At 74.0% G+C, this 17,804-nt stretch carries 20 protein-coding genes; 6 read left to right on the forward strand and 14 right to left on the reverse strand.

Annotated elements, in window-relative coordinates; all coding sequences use genetic code 11:
- Positions 1–202 precede the first annotated feature (202 nt).
- The 3 genes from BKA00_RS17480 to BKA00_RS17490 are packed head-to-tail and all read right to left on the reverse strand — an operon-like array spanning position 203 to position 2,894.
- Positions 203–1,003, reverse strand: a complete 801-nt coding sequence (locus BKA00_RS17480) for a DUF4097 family beta strand repeat-containing protein (protein WP_185026333.1) — start codon at positions 1,001–1,003, stop codon at positions 203–205.
- The gene (locus BKA00_RS17485) at positions 1,000–1,647 is read right to left on the reverse strand and encodes a response regulator transcription factor (RefSeq protein ID WP_185026335.1); all 648 of its coding nucleotides are present in this window, start codon (positions 1,645–1,647) and stop codon (positions 1,000–1,002) included. Before BKA00_RS17485 ends, BKA00_RS17480 begins: the two co-directional genes overlap by 4 nt.
- The gene (locus tag BKA00_RS17490; RefSeq protein WP_185026337.1) at positions 1,635–2,894 is read right to left on the reverse strand and encodes a sensor histidine kinase; all 1,260 of its coding nucleotides are present in this window, start codon (positions 2,892–2,894) and stop codon (positions 1,635–1,637) included. The genes BKA00_RS17485 and BKA00_RS17490 overlap by 13 nt, the downstream gene beginning before the upstream one ends.
- 181 nt (positions 2,895–3,075) lie before the next feature.
- On the opposite strand from BKA00_RS17490, the gene BKA00_RS17495 reads away from it, so the two are divergent.
- The 5 genes from BKA00_RS17495 (at position 3,076) to BKA00_RS17515 (ending at position 6,466) form a co-directional block, all read left to right on the forward strand.
- Positions 3,076–3,624: a hypothetical protein gene (locus tag BKA00_RS17495; protein ID WP_185026339.1), complete on the forward strand. Its 549-nt coding sequence runs from the start codon at positions 3,076–3,078 to the stop codon at positions 3,622–3,624.
- Positions 3,625–3,718: 94 nt separating this feature from the next.
- Positions 3,719–4,288 carry a hypothetical protein gene (locus tag BKA00_RS17500; protein ID WP_185026341.1) on the forward strand — a complete coding sequence of 190 codons (570 nt, stop codon included), beginning with the start codon at positions 3,719–3,721 and terminating at the stop codon, positions 4,286–4,288.
- Between the two features lie 40 nt (positions 4,289–4,328).
- A complete protein-coding gene (locus BKA00_RS17505) occupies positions 4,329–4,910 on the forward strand; it encodes a TetR/AcrR family transcriptional regulator (RefSeq protein WP_185026343.1) in 582 nt (193 codons plus the stop codon).
- A 78-nt stretch (positions 4,911–4,988) separates the two neighbouring features.
- The gene (locus tag BKA00_RS17510; protein ID WP_185026345.1) at positions 4,989–5,738 is read left to right on the forward strand and encodes an SDR family NAD(P)-dependent oxidoreductase; all 750 of its coding nucleotides are present in this window, start codon (positions 4,989–4,991) and stop codon (positions 5,736–5,738) included.
- 38 nt (positions 5,739–5,776) lie between these two features.
- Positions 5,777–6,466 (forward strand): class I SAM-dependent methyltransferase, encoded by a 690-nt coding sequence (locus BKA00_RS17515; protein ID WP_185026346.1) that lies wholly within the window; start codon positions 5,777–5,779, stop codon positions 6,464–6,466.
- Positions 6,467–6,474: 8 nt separating this feature from the next.
- Here the strand turns inward: BKA00_RS17515 and BKA00_RS17520 are convergent, their stop codons facing one another.
- The 5 genes from BKA00_RS17520 to BKA00_RS17540 form a co-directional block, all read right to left on the reverse strand.
- Positions 6,475–7,080 (reverse strand): response regulator transcription factor, encoded by a 606-nt coding sequence (locus BKA00_RS17520; RefSeq protein WP_185026348.1) that lies wholly within the window; start codon positions 7,078–7,080, stop codon positions 6,475–6,477.
- The gene (locus BKA00_RS17525; protein ID WP_185026350.1) at positions 7,077–8,204 is read right to left on the reverse strand and encodes a sensor histidine kinase; all 1,128 of its coding nucleotides are present in this window, start codon (positions 8,202–8,204) and stop codon (positions 7,077–7,079) included. The genes BKA00_RS17520 and BKA00_RS17525 overlap by 4 nt, the downstream gene beginning before the upstream one ends.
- Positions 8,205–8,243: 39 nt before the next feature.
- Positions 8,244–8,888, reverse strand: a complete 645-nt coding sequence (locus tag BKA00_RS17530; protein ID WP_185026352.1) for an ATP-binding cassette domain-containing protein — start codon at positions 8,886–8,888, stop codon at positions 8,244–8,246.
- A gap of 91 nt (positions 8,889–8,979) precedes the next feature.
- Positions 8,980–10,260, reverse strand: a complete 1,281-nt coding sequence (locus tag BKA00_RS17535; protein ID WP_185026354.1) for an alpha-amylase family protein — start codon at positions 10,258–10,260, stop codon at positions 8,980–8,982.
- Between the two features lie 63 nt (positions 10,261–10,323).
- Complete coding sequence (locus BKA00_RS17540; RefSeq protein WP_185026356.1) at positions 10,324–11,487, reverse strand: lactate 2-monooxygenase; 1,164 nt, start codon at positions 11,485–11,487, stop codon at positions 10,324–10,326.
- A 167-nt stretch (positions 11,488–11,654) separates the two neighbouring features.
- Here BKA00_RS17540 and BKA00_RS17545 point away from each other — a divergent pair, with 167 nt between their 5' ends.
- Positions 11,655–14,159, forward strand: coding sequence for a DNA gyrase/topoisomerase IV subunit A (locus BKA00_RS17545; protein ID WP_185026358.1), 2,505 nt, complete (start codon positions 11,655–11,657; stop codon positions 14,157–14,159).
- Positions 14,160–14,248: 89 nt separating this feature from the next.
- Here the strand turns inward: BKA00_RS17545 and BKA00_RS17550 are convergent, their stop codons facing one another.
- The 6 genes from BKA00_RS17550 to BKA00_RS17575 all read right to left on the reverse strand — a co-directional run bounded on the left by BKA00_RS17550 (position 14,249) and on the right by BKA00_RS17575 (position 17,718).
- Positions 14,249–14,611, reverse strand: a complete 363-nt coding sequence (locus BKA00_RS17550) for a hypothetical protein (RefSeq protein WP_185026360.1) — start codon at positions 14,609–14,611, stop codon at positions 14,249–14,251.
- Between the two features lie 311 nt (positions 14,612–14,922).
- Complete coding sequence (locus BKA00_RS17555) at positions 14,923–15,285, reverse strand: nuclear transport factor 2 family protein (protein ID WP_185026362.1); 363 nt, start codon at positions 15,283–15,285, stop codon at positions 14,923–14,925.
- Between the two features lie 45 nt (positions 15,286–15,330).
- Positions 15,331–15,693, reverse strand: coding sequence for a hypothetical protein (locus BKA00_RS17560; RefSeq protein WP_185026364.1), 363 nt, complete (start codon positions 15,691–15,693; stop codon positions 15,331–15,333).
- Positions 15,694–15,766: 73 nt separating this feature from the next.
- Positions 15,767–16,426, reverse strand: a complete 660-nt coding sequence (locus BKA00_RS17565; protein WP_185026366.1) for a response regulator — start codon at positions 16,424–16,426, stop codon at positions 15,767–15,769.
- Positions 16,427–16,441: 15 nt separating this feature from the next.
- Positions 16,442–17,569: a sensor histidine kinase gene (locus tag BKA00_RS40475; protein ID WP_185026368.1), complete on the reverse strand. Its 1,128-nt coding sequence runs from the start codon at positions 17,567–17,569 to the stop codon at positions 16,442–16,444.
- Complete coding sequence (locus BKA00_RS17575) at positions 17,566–17,718, reverse strand: hypothetical protein (protein ID WP_185026370.1); 153 nt, start codon at positions 17,716–17,718, stop codon at positions 17,566–17,568. The genes BKA00_RS40475 and BKA00_RS17575 overlap by 4 nt, the downstream gene beginning before the upstream one ends.
- Positions 17,719–17,804: the final 86 nt, after the last annotated feature.

Below are 17,804 nucleotides of genomic sequence, written 5' to 3' on the forward strand. Positions count from 1 at the left end.
CGCTTCGGGGCGCGAGGCTCAGGCGGGGGCCCTCAGCGGTCACACATTCGCCGGCAACACGTACGCCGCATGGCCCGCCGCGTCGGCGGGCGGTGCTCACGGCACGGGCGTACGGAAGGCATGTCAGCAGTTAACCGGCCGCACACCGATGACGCAAATCCACCCGGTGTGATGCTCATCGCTGCGGATCGCCGCGTTCGCCCTAGTCATCGCGGTAGTCGACCCAGGTCTCCCCCGAGCCGCTGCGGACGGAGATCCGGCGGGACGAGCGGTCGTCGTACACCGCCGGGTTGAGATGGGCGTTGCCCGCGCCCGTCCACCCGGCGACCCGGTAGCGCGAGCCCGGCGGAACGATGATCTTCACGGTGCCCGAGCCCGCGGAGGCGTCGACCGAACCCGGCGGCTCGGCGTAGCGGAGGTCGAGAGTGCCCGACGACACGTCGGCCTGGGTCTTCGCCGAGGCCAGCGCGCGGCCGTTGATCGTTCCGGACCTCGCCAGCAGCCGCAGCCGCCCGCGCGCCCCGGCGACGGCGATCTCCCCGGCCCCGGTCCGCAGGTCGAGGTCGCCGGTCACCCCGCGCACGTCGATGCTCCCGGAGCCGGAGACCGCCGACACGCGCGCCCCCGCCGGGACCTGGACGTCGATGTCCGCTCCGCACCCGATGCCCAGCCGGTCCGGTCCCGGGCAGCGGAAGGTGACGAACAGGACGTCGTCCACCACCGACTCGGTGATCTCGGGCTCGCTCAGGCCCCAGTGGAGGTCCTTGTAGACGCGCGCACCGCCGTCCGATCCCGGCCCCACCGTGATCTCGGCGTTGCCCGCGTCCAGCCGCACCTCCCGGATCGGCCCCGGGTGGGGGGTCATCGACGTCGCCGTCCGCCTGACGGCCCGGCCGAACGCCGTGAGGGCGACCGGGGCGACCACGACCAGCGCCGTCGCGAGCGCCAGCGCGATCCAGACGGCGCGGCGCCGCGGCCGGTCCGGGGCGGCCGGGGCCGTCACCCCTCGCCGTCCAGGAAGCGCAGCACGGCGAGGACGCGGCGGTGGTCGCCCTCGGCGTGCGGGAGGTCGAGCTTGGCGAAGATGCTGTTGATGTGCTTGGCGACCGCGCTCTCGCTCACCACCAGCGCCGCGGCGATGCCCGCGTTGGAGCGGCCCTCGGCCATGAGCGCGAGCACCTCCTTCTCGCGCGGGGTGAGCCGGTCGAGCGGGTCGCGGTGCCGGCGCAGCAGCAGCTGCGAGACGACCTCGGGGTCCAGGGCGGTGCCGCCGGAGGCGACCCTGCGCAGCGCGTCAAGGAAGGCCGAGACGTCCGCGACGCGGTCCTTGAGCAGGTAGCCGACGCCGCTGGTGCTGGTCGACAGCAGGTCCGCCGCGTACCGCTCCTCGACGTACTGCGACAGCAGCAGGACCGCGGTCCCGGGCGTCTCGCGCCGCATCACCAGCGCCGCGCGGACGCCCTCGTCGGTGAAGCCGGGCGGCATCCGGACGTCCACGATCGCCGCGTCGGGCCGGTGCTCGCGCACGGCGGCCAGCAGCCCCTCGGCCTCGCCGACGGCCGCGGCGACCTCGAATCCCGAGGTCTCCAGGACCTTGATCAGCCCGGCCCGGAGCAGGACCGAGTCCTCGGCGATCACAATGCGCACGGCAACTCCACGGTGACGGTCGTCGGGCCCCCCGCGGGGCTGGTGATCCGGAAGGTACCGTCCACGGACCGGACGCGGCGGGCGAGCCCGGTCAGGCCGGTCCCGGCGGACGGGTCGGCGCCGCCCGCGCCGTCGTCGCGGACGGTCACCCGCAGCACGTCGCCGCGGCGCTCCACGCGGACGTCCACCTCGTTCGCGCGGGCGTGCTTGACCACGTTGGTGAGGGCCTCGGAGACGACGAAGTAGGCGACGGCCTCGACGGTGGAGGAGGCGCGCGGCTCGATGTCGACGCGGAGCCGGACGGGCAGCGGCACGCGCGCGGCGACGCCGGACAGGGCGGCGTCCAGGCCGCGGTCCTCCAGCACGGCCGGATGCAGGCCGCGGATCAGGTCGCGCAGCTCGGTCAGCGCCGCCTTCGCCTCCTCGTGCGCCTCCACGATCACGCGCATGGCCTCGTCCGGGACGCCGGTGAGCGTCTCGCGCGCGAGGCCGAGGTTGAGCGCGAGGGACACGAGGCGCTGCTGGGCGCCGTCGTGCAGGTCCCGTTCGATGCGGCGGCGCTCGAGGTCGGCGGCGTCCACCACGCTGGCGCGCTTCTCGGCCAGGTCCTCGACGCGCCGCTGGAGCTCCTTCGCGCGGTCGGGGCCGAGCAGCGCGGCGGCGGCGCGGGCGTCCAGGCGCCGGACCCCCGCCGCCGCCCACGGCGCCGCGGCGAGCAGCAGCACCCCGACCGCGGTGAGCACGGCGACGCGCTGCGGATGGTCGGCCAGCGGGTCGCCGGGGTGCACCGCCCACGCGTAGGCCGGGGACGTGGCGAGCGCGAGCCCGGCCGCCCACGCCGCGGTCACGGCCAGCCCGCCGAGCGCGAGGAACGGCCCGGCCAGCAGGTGGTACTGGAGCACCCGCCACAGCTCGGGCGAGCGGAGGTCGCGCAGCACGTCCCAGGCGCGCCCGCCGTCGAAGTCGGGCATGCGCGGGATGTCGAGCCCGAGCATCGCCCAGCACCGCTCCCGCTGCCAGGACGTCAGCGGGCGCAGCGCGAGCAGCAGCAGGATCGCCGACACACCGGTGAGCACGAGGATCGGCGTCACCCGCACCGGCGCCCAGACCGTCCACACGGAGCCGAGGACCAGCCAGCCGGCGAGCTGCAGCGGCACCCCCGAGACGACGAAGACCGTGTCGCGCCACGCCGCGGCCGACCACGGAGCGTGCACGCGGACACGCCGGGCCGCGGAGATGGATGCCATGGGCAAAACCGTATTGCCCCACTTCGGGCGCCGCCATGAACCAGGGTGCAGGGCCGGGGGTGAACCCAGTGCCACCCCGAGTCGGAAGGGTGCGCTACTGATCGTGCGGCGGATCCCGGCCAGGCTTTGACCAGGCATCCGGGCAGCGGATGCGCACAGAACACCGTCCGCAGGAGTCCCCATGGTCGCCGTCCTGACCCGCCCCGGTCCCCCCTCGCCCCGTCCCGTGATCGCCGTCCGCCGTCCGCGCCCCGGACGGTACGGCCCGCCCGGCCCCGCCGCGCGGCGGAGGGAGGGAGGCCGGCGGCTCGGCTGGGCGTTCATCGGGGGCGCCGCCGCGCTGGTGCCCTGGATGTGGATGCTCGCCGCCACCATGCCGTCCACCGCCACGGTGCCGAACTGGTCCGCCGCCTGGGTGGGACTGGACGCGATGGAGGCCGCCGCGCTGCTCGGCACCGGCGTGCTGCTCGTCCGCCGCGACCCGCGCCACGGCCTCGCCGCCGCCGCGGCCGGGGCGCTGCTGGCCGTGGACGCGTGGTTCGACGTGACGACCGCCGCGCCCGGCGCGGAGCGGACGGTGGCGATCGCCCTCGCGGCCGGGGTGGAACTGCCGCTGGCCGCCCTGTGCGCCGTCCTCGCCTCGCGGGCGCTCCGGCCGCGCGGCGCCGTGATCGACCATGAGATGAAGGACAGATGGCAAAGGCTTGTCGGGAGTACGCCAGACGGGTGAAACCAGACGAGCCGGACCTCTAGAGTGAACCTCACGTGGGGCCCTCTCGCGGGAGGGCCCTTTGCCCTGCCTGCACGATCAGAGGTCCCCCATCATGAACGACCACGAGGTGCACGAGGAGTGCCTGCGGCTCCTCCGGGACGGCCTTCCCGTCCCCGCTCCCGCCGCCTTCACCGAAGGCCGGGACTACCTTCCGCTCGGGCTCGACAAGGACGGCGACATCGCCGTTGTCACGTTCCTTCACCAGTGGGGGGACTCCGCGTCCTCGTTCATCGAGGGCTGGACGTTCCATCGCCGCGACGGCGAGTGGATGGAGCTCGGCGGCGCGGGCGGGTCGGCCCCCGAGGAGCCGCTGGCGCGCCGCTCGTCCGGCGAGATGGGGCGCCACCTGCTCAGGTACGGGTCGGGCCGGACGGTCCGCAACGCCAACCGGCTGCTGCCGTGGGGCGCCAAGTGGGTGAGCGAGGCGCGGCTGCGGGCCTCGGCCGAGGTCGCCCGGGTGCGGGTCGGCAAGAGGATCCTGGACGTCCCCGAGCACGGGCACGTCGTCGTGGTGTGGGGCGCCCGCCGGGGACCGGTCGTGGAGGCGCTCGCCGCCGACGGCGCGGTGCTGGACTCCATGGACCTGGACCGCCCGTCCGTTCCGGCGGCTTCGCGGGGCTGATATTTGACCGTTCGTTCTCGAACGGCTTATCGTCTTCGGCATGGCACGGACGAAGGAGTTCGATCCGGACGCCGCGCTGCGGCGCGCGCTGGAGCTGTTCTGGGAGCGCGGCTACGAGGCGACCTCCATGGCCGACCTCGTGGCGCACCTCGGCATCGCCCGGGCCAGCGTCTACGCCACGTTCGGCGGCAAGCGCGAGCTGTACCTGAAGGCCCTCGAACACTACGTCCGCGACACCGATCCGAAGATCGCCGAGGCGCTGTCGCAGCCCGGGCCCGTGCTGCCGGCGGTCCGCGCCCTGATCGAGCGCTACGCCGAGGAGTCGGCGCGCGACCGGCCCCGGCTCGGCTGCCTCGTGGTGAACACCGCGGTCGAGCTGGCCGGGCGCGACCCCGAGGCCGCGCGCCTGGTCGAGGCGAGCTGGAACTTCCTGGAGGCCTCGCTCACCACCGCGCTGACCCGCGCGCGGGCCCAGGGCGAGCTGGCCCCGGACAAGGACCCCCGCGCGCTGGCCCGCCTCCTGCTCGTCCTGTTCCAGGGCATGCGCGTCCTCGGCCGCGCCCCCGCCGACGACCACCGCCTCCGCGACACGGCCCGCCAGGCCGCCGCGCTCTTCACCTGACCCCGGCCGCCCCGCCGCACGGCGGGGCTTCTCTTCCTCCTAATTCGAGACCGTTCGTTCTACTATTTTGGAGTCCAGATGCGATTCGACGGCAAGATCGTCCTCGTCACCGGCGGCGCGGGCGGCATCGGCCGCGCCGCCGCGCACGCGTTCGCCCGCGAGGGCGCGACCGTTGTCCTGGCCGGACGGAACGAGACCGCGCTGGTCGAGGCGGTGAAGGAGATCGGCCCCGGCCGGGCCGACCACGTCGTCGCGGACGTGGCCGACCCCGCGTCGGCCGCCGGGATGGTCGAGGCGGTCGCGGGCCGCCACGGCGGCCTCCACGTCGCCGTCAACAACGCCGGGATCCTCGGCGCCGCCGCACCCGTCGCCGACATCGACACCGCCGCCTGGAACGACGTCCTCGCGGTGAACCTGACCGGCGTGTTCCTGTCGATGAAGCACGAGATCGCCCACATGCGCGCCCACGGCGGCGGAGCGATCGTCAACGTCTCGTCCAACATCGGCGCGCACGGGCGCCGCCCCGGCCTCGCGGCCTACGCGGCCTCCAAGGCGGCGGTCAGCGTCCTCACCCGCACCGCCGCCCTCGACCACGTCGCCGACGGCGTCCGCGTCAACGCCGTCAGCCCGGGCGCCACCGACACGCCGATGTCGCTGCTCCCGGGCGAGACGCCCGCCGGGCGCGCCGAGCGGATGCGCGCCTCCGCCCCGTCCGGCCGGGTGTCCGAAACCGCGGAAGTGGCCGAGACCATCCTGTGGCTGGCCTCCGACGCCTCGTCCCACGTCATCGGCCACGACCTGGTCATCGACGGAGGCGCCACCGCCTGACGACGCTTTCCGGGCGGTACACCGGGCAGACTCACTGCATGGCCCTCACACCCGACCACGACGCCGGTCCTGAACGCTTCCGCCTGGCGGCAAGGGTCACCAGGAAGTACCTGATCGGGGCACGGAGCCTGCACGACCACATCGCCTCCAAGCTGCTGGGCTCGGGCGCGTCCCGCGTCCTGGACATCGGCTGCGGGGAGGGCGCCCTCAGCGACGCCCTCCCCCACCCGCCGCCGTTCCGGCTCGTCGGGCTGGACGCCTCCGCCGACCTCGTGTCCGCCCACCCCGCGCCGCGCCTGCGGGCCGACGCGCTGCGCCTGCCGTTCCGGGACGGGACGTTCGACGCCGCCGTCGCCGTGAACCTGCTCCCCCAGCTGGACGACCCGGACCGGGCGCTGCGCGAGGCCCGCCGCGTCCTCGCCCCGGGCGGCCTCCTCCTGGTCACCGCGATCTGCCGGACCGACAGCCCCGAGCTGTCGCCGGTGTGGCGCCCCGAGCCGACCACGTTCGACGCGGAGGAGGCGCCGGCCCGCGTCGGCGAGGTCTTCGGCGAGGTCGAGGTGGAGCGCTGGGACGCCCCGCTGATCACCCTTCCCGACCAGGCCGCCGTCCGCGACTACCTGATCGCCCGCCAGGTCCCCCGCCCCCAGGCCACCGAGGCCGCCGCCCACCTGAACACCCCCCTGCCAGTGACGAAACGAGGCTCTCTGGTCCTCGCCCGCCGCTGATCAGGGCGCTACAACCATCCCCGGTCTCGTGCGGTGCGGGCGGCGGTGTGGCGGTTGTCGGTGCCCAGTTTGGTGACGGCGGCGGAGAGGTAGTTGCGGACGGTGCCCTCGGAGAGGCCCAGGGTGCGGGCGATGCGGGAGACGGGGGCGCCGTCGGCGGCGGCGCGGAGGGTGTCGAGTTCGCGGGGGGTGAGGGGGCACTCCTCGGCGGCGAGGGCGTCGGCGGCGAGCTGGGGGTCGATGTAGCGGGCGCCGTCGGCGACCTGCCGGATGACCTGGGCGAGGCGGCGGCCGGGGGCGTCCTTGCCGAGGAAGCCGCGGACGCCGGCGGCCATGGCGCGGCGCAGGTTGCCGGGGCGGCCGTGCGCGGTCACGATCACCAGGCGGCAGGCGGGCAGCTCGCGGGCCAGGCGCTCGGCCGCGGCGAGGCCGTCCAGGCCGGGCATGTCGATGTCGAGGACGGCGACGTCGGGCCTGAGGGCGAGGGCGCGCTCGACGGCCTCGTCGCCGCGCCCGACGTCGGCGGCGACCTCGATGCCGTCCTCGGTCTCCAGGAGCAGGACGAGCGCCTCCCTGATCAGGAGGTGGTCGTCGGCGAGCAGCACGCGGATCATGCGTCTCCCTTCGCGGGGACGGCGGCCGTCACCCGGAACGTCCCGTCGCCCGCGGGGCCCGCCCGGAAGGCGCCGCCGGCGGCCGCGATCCGTTCGGCGAGCCCGGCCAGGCCGCTGCCGGCGTCCCCCGCGGCCCGGCGCGCGGCGCCGTCGTTGACGATCTCCAGCTGGACGCGGTCGCGGCCGGCCCGGACCGTGATCTCGCACCAGGTGGCGCTGGAGTGCCGCAGGACGTTCGTGGCGGCCTCGCGGGCGACCCAGCCGAGCGGCTCGTGGACGTGGGCGGGCAGCTCCGGCGACACCTCGGGGCGCTCGCAGCGGATCCCGGCGGCGCGCAGGACGGCGGACATGCCGTCCAGCTCGGTGCGCAGGGACGTGGCGCGGTAGCCGCGGACGACCTCGCGCACGTCCCGCACCGCGTCCCGCGCCATCGTCTGGATCTCGGTCAGCTCCTTGCGGACGCGGCCGTCGTCGCGTTCGACGAACCGCTCGGCCACCTCGGCGCGCAGCGCGACGGCCTGGAGGCTGTGGCCGAGGACGTCGTGGAGGTCGCGGGCGAACCGGAGGCGCTCCTCCCCCACCGCGGACCGGGCCAGCTCGACGCGCGCCTCGCGGAGCTCCTGCACGACATGGAACAGCCAGACCGTGACGTATCCGGAGAAGGCGATGAGCGGCACGGCCGCCGCCTCGTACAGGACGGTCAGCGCGGGGAGCCCGAGGAGCGCGCCGTAGGCGGGGGTCAGGACGGTCGCCGCCGCGCCCGCGGCGGCCGCCTCGCGCACCGGGAGCACGACGGCGATCAGCCCGGCGGGGACCAGGAGCGCGTTGCCCCAGCCCTGACCGGTGCCGAGCAGCGGGGGCAGCGCCCAGCAGATCGCCGCGATCACGGCGAGCCCGAGCCCGTGCACGGGAGTGGTGCGGCGCATCAGGTTCTGCCACAGGAGGCGGGCGTAGAGGGCGAAGGCGGCGCCGGTCCCGGCGAGGGCCAGGAGCAGGCGCCCGGGGTCCCGCAGGTCGACCGCCTCGTACCAGAGCGCCTGCAGCAGGGACCCGGCCAGCGTCAGCACCGTCATCCCCACGATGATCGCGGCGATGACGGTGGGACGGGGGATCCGGGGCTGCACCCGCCCAGCGTATGCGGCCGTCACGGGGGGCGCGGGGGCTCAGGCGGCGCGGAGGCGGGCGGTGTCCCGCCCGGTGACCAGGCGGCCCTCGTCCAGGACCCCGACCCGGTCGGCGCGGCACGCCTCGCCCGGGTCGCGGGTGGCGACCACCACGGCGGCGCCGTCCGCGGCGAGCCTGGCCAGGACCGACCACACCTCGCGCGCGGCGGCGGCGTCGAGCCCCGCGGTGGGCTCGTCGAGGACGAGCACGTCCGACCGTCCGACCAGGGCCAGCGCCAGGTCGAGCATGCGGCGCCGTCCGGCGGCCAGCCGCTCGAACGGCACGTCGGCGTGGCGGGTGAGGCCGACCAGTCGCAGCGCCTCGTCCCGGGTGAGCGGGTCGAGGGTCCAGCGCCGCCAGGTGTCGACCACCTCGGCGACGGTCAGCCCCGGGAAGAGGCCGCCGTCGCGCCAGACGGCGGAGGCGCGCGCGCCGTCCCGGTCGGTGTAGGGGTCGGCGCCGCGGAGCCGGACGGTGCCGCCGGTGGGCCGCCGCAGGCCCGCGAGGATCTCCAGCAGGGCCGTCTTGCCGGAGCCGTGGCGGCCCAGCAGCGCGTAGACCTCTCCCCGCGCCACGGTGAACGAGACGTTGCGCACGGCCTCGTTCAGGTCCAGGTCGCGTACCTCGATCACAGGTGCCCTCATGGCCTCCATGCTGTCCGGCGGTGGCGCGGGCGTGCAGTCACGGACGTCAGGAAACGATCATGAAGTTCTCAGGGGCGGCCCATGACGGATGTCATGGTTCGGCGATCGCCCAGCCGGCGGGTGGGACGACGGCGCCGTCGCCGCCGAAGGCCGCGTCACCGGCCACGCACGTCCAGCCGGCGGAAGGCAGAGCCACCTTCGCGGGTTCCTCGCCCGTGTTCAGGACTACTCCCAGCCGATCCGGGCCGTCCTCCACGGTGTAGGAAAAAGCCGTATTGGTCAAGGTGGCAGCCGTGGTCCTTGCGCGGACGAGCCACGGGTGGCGCCGTCTCACGCCGATCAGGTCCTGGTGAAGACGATGGTGGACGCCGCCGTGGCCGGGGACGCCGCCGGGCTGGGCGGGGAAGGGCGGCCGTATCGCGTCGTCTCCGCCTTCGCGCTCCTCCTTGACGCCTTCAAGGGCGAACTCGTCCCCCGCGTAGACGGACGGGACGCCGCCCACGGTCATCAGGATCACGAGTGCGTGGGCCAGGTCGCGCCGTTCGGTCAGCCGGGTGGCGATCCGGGTCACGTCGTGATTGCCGAGGAAGGTCTGCGGAGCGAAGGTCGCCAGCATCCCGTTGTGGCGGTCCAGCGCGTGGGCGAGTTCGAAGAAGTTCCGGTCGTTCAGTGAGCTCCAGATGGCCTTCCACAACTCGTACTGGGTGACGGAGTCGAATCCGGTCCGTTCCACAAGGCCGGCGTAGTCGCCGTGGATGACCTCTCCGACGAGCCATGCGTCGGGGAAGCGCGCGCGGACACGGTCTGTGACCGTCCGCCAGAAATCCGGCGGGACGGCGTAGGCGGCGTCGAGGCGCCATCCGTCTATGCCGCGCTCCAGCCAATGGGTCATGACGTCGGTGACGTAGTCGGCGACCTCGGGTTCGTCGTGGTTCAGGGTCACCAGCCGGTCGTGGCCCTCGAACGTGCGCAGGTCGGCGTGGAACCACTTCCTGTACGCGGAGGCGTCGCCCTTGGCGGCGACATCGGCGAACGGGACGAACCCGCGCCCGACGTGGTTGAAGACGCCGTCGAGCAGCACGCGGACGCCCTTGCCGGACGCCTCGTCGACCAGTCGCCGCAGGTCGTCCTCGCCGCCGAGCCGCGGATCGACCCGGTAGTGGTCGACGGTGTCGTAGCCGTGCGTCTCGGACGCGAACACCGGGCCGAGCGCGAGGCCGTTGCAGCCGAGGCCGACGAGGTGGTCGAGCCAGCCCGCGAGCCGTCCGAGCCGCGGCTCCGGCGCGGCCTCGCGTTCGGGGGCCTCGCGTTCGGCGCCGACGAAGCCGAGGGGATAGGCGTGCCACCAGATGGCGTGATCGGGCCAGCGCATGCGCGTCTCCCTACCCGCATTCGCCGGCGAAAGTCCGGCGGCGGACCGCGGCCTTCGCGCGGGCTAGGCGCGGAGAAGGACCTCCGGGTGCAGCTCGTCCGGACGCTTGGCGCCGGAAAGCGCCATGGTGAGCTCCAGTTCGGCCTGGAGGCAGCGCAGGACGTGCTGGACGCCCGCCTGGCCGCCCAGCGCCAGCCCGTACGCGTACGGGCGCCCGACCAGGACCGCCCTGGCACCGAGGGCGAGCGCCTTGACGATGTCCGCCCCGGTCCGGATCCCGCTGTCGAAGAGGACCGTCGCCTGGTCGCGGACGGCCTCGACCACGCCGGGCAGCGCGTCCAGCGACGCGACGGCGCCGTCCACCTGGCGTCCGCCGTGGTTGGAGACGATGACGGCGTCCATCCCCGCGTCCACGGCCTGGCGGGCGTCGTCGGGATGCTGGATGCCCTTGAGCGCGATGGGCCCGTCCCAGTGCTCGCGCAGGAAGATCAGGTCGTCCCAGGTCAGGCTCGGGTTCCCGAAGTTGGCCACCCAGTGCAGGAGCGCCATGTCGCGGTTGGCCTCCGTCACGGGCCCGCCGACGGCCTTCTGGAACACCGGGTCGCCGAAGTAGTTCGCGACCCCGATCCCGCGCAGGAACGGCAGGTAGGCCTGGTCCAGGTCGCGCGGACGCCACGCCAGCGTGAACGTGTCGAGCGTCACGACGAGGGCGGTGTACCCGGCGGTCTTCGCCCGCTCCAGGAAGCTGACGGCGAGCTCCCGGTCCTTCGGCCAGTACAGCTGGTACCAGCGCGGTCCGTCCCCGTTCGCCTCCGCGACCTCCTCGATGCCGAACGAGGACGCGGTGCTCAGCACCATCGTCAGGCCCTCGACCGCGGCCGCCCGCGCGACCGCCAGCTCACCGTCCGGGTGGAAGATCGACTGGACGCCGATGGGGCCGAGCAGGACCGGCGACGGCATCGGGGTGCCCAGCACGGTCACCGACAGGTCGCGCTCGGCGACGTCCCGCAGCATGCGCGGGACGATCCGCCACCGGTCGAACGCCGCGCGGTTGGCCCGCGCGGTCGCCTCGGTGCCCGCCGATCCGGCCACGTAGCCGAACGCCCGCGCCGACAGCGACCGCTCGGCGAGGCCCTCCAGCCTCGTCAGGTCCGTGGGCAGCGGCGGCAGGACGTCTCCGAGCCCCTGCAGATAGATCGAGTTCTGGAAGTCGGCCAGCCCGCTCAACGAAACCTCCACCTGCTCGACGAACTTCCACCCGGAAGAACCGGAACGTCTCCCGCTCAATCTGCCAGGTCCGCGGAGGTGACGAAACGGGATCGATCCGCCGACTCGGCCGGATCACCCGGTGGGGCGGGCGAAAGATGTCCCCGGGACCGGCCACAATGTGGGGCATGGCACGACGCGGATCCCCAGCCCCTCCACCTCCGCCGGACTTCGAGGAGAACATCGTCGATGTCGACGTCTCCGACGAGATGCGCGGCAGCTTCCTCGAATACGCCTACTCGGTCATCTACCAGCGGGCGCTCCCCGACGCGCGCGACGGCATGAAGCCCGTCCAGCGCCGGATCCTGTACTCGATGAACGAGATGGGGCTGCGCCCCGACCGCGGGCACGTCAAGTGCGCCCGCGTGGTCGGCGAGGTCATGGGCAAGCTGCACCCGCACGGTGACAGCGCCATCTACGACGCGATGGTGCGGATGGCGCAGCCCTGGGCGATGCGGATGCCGCTCGTGGACGGGCACGGCAACTTCGGGTCGCTCGGCGGCGACGACATGCCCGCCGCCATGCGGTACACCGAGGCGCGGCTGTCCCGCGAGGCGATGCTGATGGTCGCCTCCATCGACGAGGACACCGTCGAGTTCCGGCCCAACTACGACGGGCAGGAGCAGGAGCCGGAGGTGCTGCCGGCCGCGTTCCCGAACCTGCTGGTCAACGGCGCGTCCGGTATCGCGGTCGGGATGGCCACGAACATGGCGCCGCACAACCTCGGCGAGGTCGTCGCCGCGGCCCGGCACCTGATCGACCACCCGGACGCCACGCTCGAGGAGCTGATGCGCTTCGTGCCCGGCCCCGACCTGCCCACCGGGGGCAAGATCGTCGGGCTGGACGGCATCCGCGACGCCTACGAGCGCGGCCGGGGAACGTTCCGCACCCGCGCCACGGTCTCCATCGAGAGCGTCACGCCCCGCCGCAAGGGCATCATCGTCAGCGAGCTGCCCTACGCCGTCGGCCCCGAGCGGGTGAAGGCCAAGATCAAGGAACTGGTCAACGCCAAGAAGATCCAGGGCATCTCCGACCTGAAGGACCTCACCGACCGCACCGTCGGGCTCCGCCTGGTCATCGAGATCAAGAACGGCTTCAACCCCGAGGCCGTCCTCGCCGACCTCTACCGGCTCACGCCGATGGAGGAGACGTTCGGCATCAACAACGTCGCCCTGGTCGACGGCCAGCCCCGCACGCTCGGCCTGCGCGACCTGCTCCAGGTTTACATCGACCACCGCATCGACGTCGTCCGCCGGCGCTCCCTGTTCCGGCGCAGGAAGCGCGAGGACCGCCTGCACCTGGTGGAGGGCCTCCTCGTCGCCCTGCTGAACATCGACGAGGTCATCCAGGTCATCCGGCAGAGCGACGACGCCGCCCAGGCCAAGCAGCGCCTCATGCAGATCTTCGAGCTGTCGGAGATCCAGGCGCAGTACATCCTCGACACCCCGCTGCGCCGCCTCACCCGCTTCGACCGCCTGGAGCTGGAGAAGGAGAAGGAGCAGCTCGCCAAGGAGATCGCCAAGCTGACCGCGATCCTCGACTCGGAGCGCAAGCTGCGCGGCGTCGTCTCCAAGGAGATGGGCGAGGTCGTCAAGGAGTTCGCCACCCCGCGCCGCACCATCCTGCTGGAGTCCTCGGGCCAGACCGCCGCGCAGGCCGTGCCGCTGGAGGTCGCCGACGACCCGTGCACGGTGCTGCTGTCCGCCACCGGCCTCATGGCCCGCACGCACGACGCCTCGCCCCTGCCCGACAGCGGCCCCCGCGCCGCGCACGACGTGCTGGCGTCGGTCGTGCCCGCCACGGCCCGCGGCCAGGTCGGCGCGGTGACGTCCCTGGGCCGGATGATCCGCATCGACGTCCTCGACCTGCCGACGCTGCCGCCGTCCGCGACGCCCCCGTCCCTGGCGGGCGGGGCGCCGGTCACCGAGTACGTCGACCTGGAACCGGGCGAGACGGTGGTGGGCATCGCCTCCGTCGGCGAGGAGGGCGGCGGCCTGGCGCTCGGCACCGCCCAGGGCGTGGTCAAACGGGTGGTCCCCGACTTCCCCGCCAACCGCGACGAGTTCGAGGTCATCGGCCTCAAGGACGGCGACCGCGTGGTCGGCGCCGTCCAGCTGATGTCCGAGGAGCAGCACCTCGTCTTCATCAGCACCGACGCCCAGCTCCTGCACTTCCCCGCGTCCGTCGTCCGGCCCCAGGGCCGGGCCGCCGGCGGCATGGCGGGCATCAAGCTCGGCGCCGGCGCGAGCGTCCTGTGGTTCGGCGCCCTCGACCCGGCCCGCGAGGCCCGCGTCATCACGGTCTCCGGCTCGTCCTCGGCGCTGCCCGGCACCCAGACCGGCGCGATCAAGCTCGCCGACTTCGCCGACTTCCCGTCCAAGGGCCGCGCCACCGGCGGCGTCCGCGCCCACCGCTTCCTCAAGGGCGAGGACGTGCTGCTCCAGGCCTGGGCGGCCCTGACGCCCCTGCGGGCGGCGGGCGCCGGCGGCAGACCGGCGACGCTCAACGTCACGATGGGCCGCAGGGACGGATCCGGCGAGGCGCTGGACACGCCGCTGACGGCCGTCAGCGGCCCCATCGGCCCGGCACCGGAGGAAACGCCCTCCGCCGAAGAGCCCTCCGACGAGGACTGACGCGGGAGGCCCCGGGCGTTCGCCCGGGGCCTCCGCCCTTCACCGCCCGGAGCCGCGGAGGCGGCCGGGAGCGCTGGAAGGGGCCGGTGTCAGTCGGCGCATATCGCGTAGACGCTGATGCCGACGTCGTTGTAGCCGATCTGGCGGCCGAGCGCGATCCAGCCGCGACCGTCGTCGGTGGGGAAGGAGCCCACCAGGATGGCGCCGTTGCCGCGCGCCTCCCCGCCGCCGCCGAGGACGTGCTTGGTGCCCGGGCAGACGACGACCCGCCGCTGGAAGTTGGGGACGTTGGCGTTCGGCAGGGCGACGATCTGGTACCCCGGCGGAAGGGCCGCGGCCCGGGCCGCGGCGGGCTTGGAGGGGGTCTGGGCGCTGGCGACTCCGGCGGTGGCCAGGCCCGTCACCATGGCGGTCGCGGCCAGGGCCAGGGCTGTGGTCTTGATCGACGGCATATGTTCTCCTTCGACGGTGGCTCCCCACCGCCGGTGCCCACGCGCCCCGGGATGCGGGGTGTGTCTGAGTCGTGGGCGACGGCAGGTGAGCGGGGGACCGAACACAAGGAGTGTTCACCACGTCACGCTCGGCCGCCAGATGCCTCGACGGCTCACTTGATTACGGAGTGTGCACATACCGCGATTGAGGGAGGGTCTGACTCGCTCCATCCGGCTCTCACCTGCGGTGGCTGATTGGTTACGGTCAGCGCGCGGCCGGATCCGGCCAAGCCCGCCGCCCTCGCCGAGGACGGGGGCGGCTTCCCGCGAGGTCAGGTCTCGATGTCGTCGGGGCCCCAGTGGGCCTCCATACGGACGATCTTTCCTTCGGCGTTGAAGGTCATGACGTCGATGGCGCGGACACGCAGGCCGGGGACGTCGACGGTGAAGGCCATGGCGGCGCGGTCGCCGTGGGAGCCGCGGACGGGGGCGTCGAGGGTGAGCTTGGCGCCTCCGGCGATGGCGTTGGCGTAGAACTCCTCGATGGCGGCCCGGCCGCTGATCGGGGGGTGGCCGACGGGGTCCTCGATGACGGCGTCGTCGGCGTAGAGGCCGCACACGGTGACCGCGTCGGCGGCGTTGAAGGCGTCGACGTAGGTCTGGAGCGCCTGCTTCATGTGGTCCTGGGAGGGCATGCCCGAAGCCTAGCAAGCGATCGCTTGGTTACCGGCGGGCCGCGGTCACGCCGGGGCGGTCTGGCCCTCGCGGGGCTGCGGCACCGGTGTCCGCAGACCGCGTTCGGCGCAGACCGCCAGGATTTCCAGAAGGTCGGCCGGGCCGCCGGACGCGTCGTCGTAGTGCCAGGACCGGATGACCTTCTCCCCCTCCGCGCCCGGGTTGAAGCGGCCCAGGGTGAAGCAGCCGGCGATGGCCATGCGCACGATGACGCGTTCGCTGTCGTCCAGCTCGTTCACGTAGGCGGCCGCGTCGATGAGGCCGATCGCGGCGCGGGCGTTGCGGCCGTCGTCGCAGGGGTCGGGGCGGTTGATCCGCCATTGCGCGTAGGGGCGCAGGTAGTCCGCGATCATGCAGGTTCTCAGCACGGTCCCATGCTGGGGCCGCGCGGGCGCGCGGGAGGGGGCCTTGACCCGGCCCTTGCCGGACCCTGACCGAAGATCATCCGCCGAGGCCGTGCCGGAAGGCGTAGGTGACGGCCTGGGCCCGGTCGCGGAGCCTCGCCTTGGCGAACAGGTTGTTGATGTGCGTCTTGACGGTCGCCTCGGAGATGAACAGGTCGCCCGCGATCTCGGCGTTGGAGCGCCCCCGGGCGATGAGGGCCAGCACCTCCGCCTCGCGCCTGGTCAGACCGTCCGGCAGCCCGCCGCCCGGGGCCCGGCGGGGGGCCTCGCCGGCGGCCACGGCCTCGACCAGGCGGCGCTGGACGGCCGGGTCGAGCCGCGACGCTCCCCCGCGGACGGCGGCGACGGCGCGGGCGATCTCGTCGGCGTCGGCGTCCTTGGTGAGGTAGCCGCGGGCCCCGGCGCGCAGCGCGGCGAAGATCGACTCGTCGTCGGCGTAGGTGGTGAGGACGACGATCCCGACGTCCGGGTGCGCCTCCCTGATCCGGCGGGTCGCCTCCACCCCGTCCATCCGCGGCATCCGCAGGTCCATCAGGACGACGTCGGGACGCAACTCGGCGACCATCGCCACGGCCTGCTCGCCGTCGCCGCACGCCCCCGCGACCTCGATGCCGGGCAGCAGTTCCAGCAGGAGGACCAGGCCCTCCCGCACCACGGTCTGGTCGTCGACGACCAGGATCCTCGCCGTGCCGCTCACCGCTCGCCCCTCCCGTCAGGCCGGCACGGTGAGGGACACGCGGAATCCCTTGCCGTCCGGTCCGGTCACCAGCGTCCCATCGATCAGCTCCGCGCGCTCCCGCATCCCCACGAGGCCGTACCCGCCGCCGTCCGGCTGATCGGCGGGCTCGGCGCCGCCCGTGTCGGTCACCTCGAGCTCCACCCTGCCCGCGAGATAGCGCAGGGCGACCTGGGCGCGCGCGCCCGGCGCGTGCTTGCGGACGTTGGTGAGCGCCTCCTGGGCGGTCCTGACGACCGCGAGGCCGGCCTGCGGCGGCAGCTCGCGCGGCGCACCGGTCACATGCACGTCGCAGGGTCGCCCGGTGCTCGCGTAGAACTCCTCGGCGAGCTCCTGGATGACCTCTTTGGGCTGCGGTATCTCCCCCCGCAGCGTGGCCAGGGCCCGCCTGGTCTCCTCCAGGCCCGAGCGGGCGAGGTTCCGCGCGCGCTCCACCCGGTCCAGAGCCTGGGCCCGGTCGCCGTCCCGCGCCAGCAGCAGCCGCGCCCCCTCAAGGTGGACGATCTGCGCCGACAGCGAGTGGGCCAGGATGTCGTGGATCTCCCGGGCGATGTGCGACCGCTCGGCGAGGACCGCGTTGGCCGCCTCCGCGCGGCGGGTCGCCTCCTGCGCGGCCTTGCCACGGCGGCTCGCGAGCGCGCCCAGGGTGATGCCCGCGACCGCCGCCATCTGGCCGACGTCGGCGCCGCCGGAGCCGACCGCCTCCCCCAGCGCGCCGATCGTGGCGATCGTCAGCGCGCTCACCGTGATGCCCCCCGGCATCGGCAGCCACAGCAGCAGCATCCAGAGCCCCGCCACGGAGAAGACGAACCCGGTGCCGGAGTCGGGGGCGAGCGCGTACAGCGCCATCGCCGAGCCGATGGCCGCCAGCAGAAGGGCGACGCCCAGGCGCCGGCGCCGCGCCTCGCTGTTGCGCCCGACCCAGATGCCGCTCCCCAGCAGGGCGAGCACCACCACGTTCAGCACGACGAGGGCCAGGCCGGCGCCGTGCAGCGCGGGAGCCGGATCGACCCTGAGCATCCCGCGGACGTAGGCGAAGAGGCCCCAGGTCAGCAGGGCGCCGACGATCACGACCCGGGTGGTCCGCTCCCCGACGGCCCTCACGGCGCGACGCCGGCCGGCACCGCACCCGCCGCGAGGAGCGGAGGGACGGCGTGCGCCCGGCGCGCGCGGGCGAAGCCCGCCCACCGCCGCCGGTACGGGACCGGGGCGGTGACGGCGGCGGGGAGGAGGACGTCGTCCAGCGTGCTCATGCCCCGAGCATAGGGAGCGCCGGCCCTCGCGCGGATCGGCGCCCGGCTGGACTTCCCCCTCTCCACCCCAGGGTGGAGAAGCCCCG

This window comes from Actinomadura coerulea (assembly GCF_014208105.1).
GTDB lineage: Bacteria > Actinomycetota > Actinomycetes > Streptosporangiales > Streptosporangiaceae > Spirillospora > Spirillospora coerulea.